Consider the following 1,031-nt stretch of genomic DNA (forward strand, 5'->3'; position numbering starts at 1 on the left):
CCGTCGAAAATATGGCTGATCACCCCCGTACCGGAAGTGGCCGTCAGAAACTCGGTATGAAAGCCGATCAGACCGCGTGCGGGAATTTTGTATTCCAGACGCACCCGGCCACGGCCATCAGGCATCATGTCCTGCAACTCACCGCGCCGGATGCCCAGACGCTCCATGATGGTGCCCTGATGGGTTTCTTCCACATCTACGGTCAAGGCTTCATAAGGCTCTTCCCAGACGCCATCGACCTGACGCTGAATCACCCGGGGACGGGATACGGCCAGTTCATAGCCTTCCCGGCGCATGTTTTCGATGAGGATGGTGAGATGCAGCTCGCCGCGTCCGGACACCATGAACACATCGGCATTATCCGTATCTTCCACCCGCAACGCCACGTTAATGAGCAGCTCCTTGTACAGGCGATCGCGCAACTGGCGGCTGGTGACAAACTTGCCTTCGCGCCCGGCAAAGGGGCTGGTATTCACCTGAAAGGTCATGTTCAGGGTCGGTTCATCAATGGGTTTCCAGGGCAGGGCCTCGGGCGCTTCCGGTGCAGCAATGGTCGCACCAATGGAAGGCTCCTCAATACCGGTCACCGCCACAATATCGCCCACCGTGGCCGTTTCCCAGGGCACCCGCTTGAGGCCATCAAAACCCAGCAACTGTAAAATCCGCGCCTTGGTCTGGGTCTGATCCACACCATGAATCAGGACAATATCCTGGCCGGGTTTCATGGAACCACGGCGGATCCGGCCAATGGCAATACGACCCACATAACTGGAGTAATCCAGATCGGCAATCTGCATTTGCAAAGGACCTTCCGGATCACCTTCCGGGGCATGCACATGGGTCAGAATCATCTCGAAAAGAGGTTTCATGTCCCCCGAGCGCACCTCAGGATCCTCACCCGCATAGCCCTGCAGACCAGAGGCGTAAATAACCGGGAAATCCAGTTGTTCTTCGGTAGCACCGAGTTTGTCGAAAAGATCAAAAGTGGCGCTGATGACATGGTCGACGCGAGCACCGGGGCGGTCTACCTT

1 protein-coding gene is annotated in these 1,031 nt (G+C 57.1%); it reads right to left on the reverse strand.

Going from position 1 to position 1,031, the window contains the following annotated elements; genetic code table 11:
* Positions 1-1,031, reverse strand: a 1,031-nt coding sequence (locus AC2VLY_RS04785) for an EF-Tu/IF-2/RF-3 family GTPase (protein WP_486921848.1), incomplete at both ends; no start/stop codon positions are given.

It is taken from the genome of Acidithiobacillus sp. TH-A36 (genome assembly GCF_057473445.1).